At 61.1% G+C, this 427-nt stretch carries 1 protein-coding gene; it reads right to left on the bottom strand.

The genetic code is table 11. The features are described 5' to 3' along the window. Nucleotides 1–427 (bottom strand): aminotransferase class V-fold PLP-dependent enzyme (locus ENZ74_RS34165; protein ID WP_127313390.1); only part of this gene is annotated, 427 nt, incomplete at both ends.

The following is a 427-nucleotide window of genomic DNA, read 5'->3' as shown; positions in this document are numbered from 1 at the left end:
AAGTAGTCGACTGCGGCGGTGAGGCCGGCCATCAGCTCGATCTGCGGCGTGCCGAGTTCGAACCGCTCCGGCAGGCCATTCGACGAACAGCGGCATTTATAGGGCTGCAAGTCATCGATGACGTCGCGCCGGCCCCACAATATGCCCATATGCGGTCCGAAGAATTTGTAGGCCGAGCAGATCAGGAAATCGCAGCCGAGCTCCTGCACGTCGATCAGCCCGTGCGGCGCGAATTGGACAGCATCGACATAGACCAGCGCACCGGCATTCCTGGCTATCGCAGTCAGCGCCTTCACCCGGTTGATCGAACCGGTCAAATTGCTGGCGTAGTTCAACGCGACCAGCCGTGTCTTCTCCGAAAGCAAGCCAGCCAGCGTCGCCTCCTCGACCTGCCAGCTGGTTTCGTCGAACGGCAGCCAGCACACGA

Source organism: Mesorhizobium sp. M7A.F.Ca.CA.002.15.2.1, assembly GCF_003998715.1.
Classification (GTDB): domain Bacteria; phylum Pseudomonadota; class Alphaproteobacteria; order Rhizobiales; family Rhizobiaceae; genus Mesorhizobium; species Mesorhizobium ciceri.
This window is presented reverse-complemented; position numbering and strand designations above follow the sequence as displayed.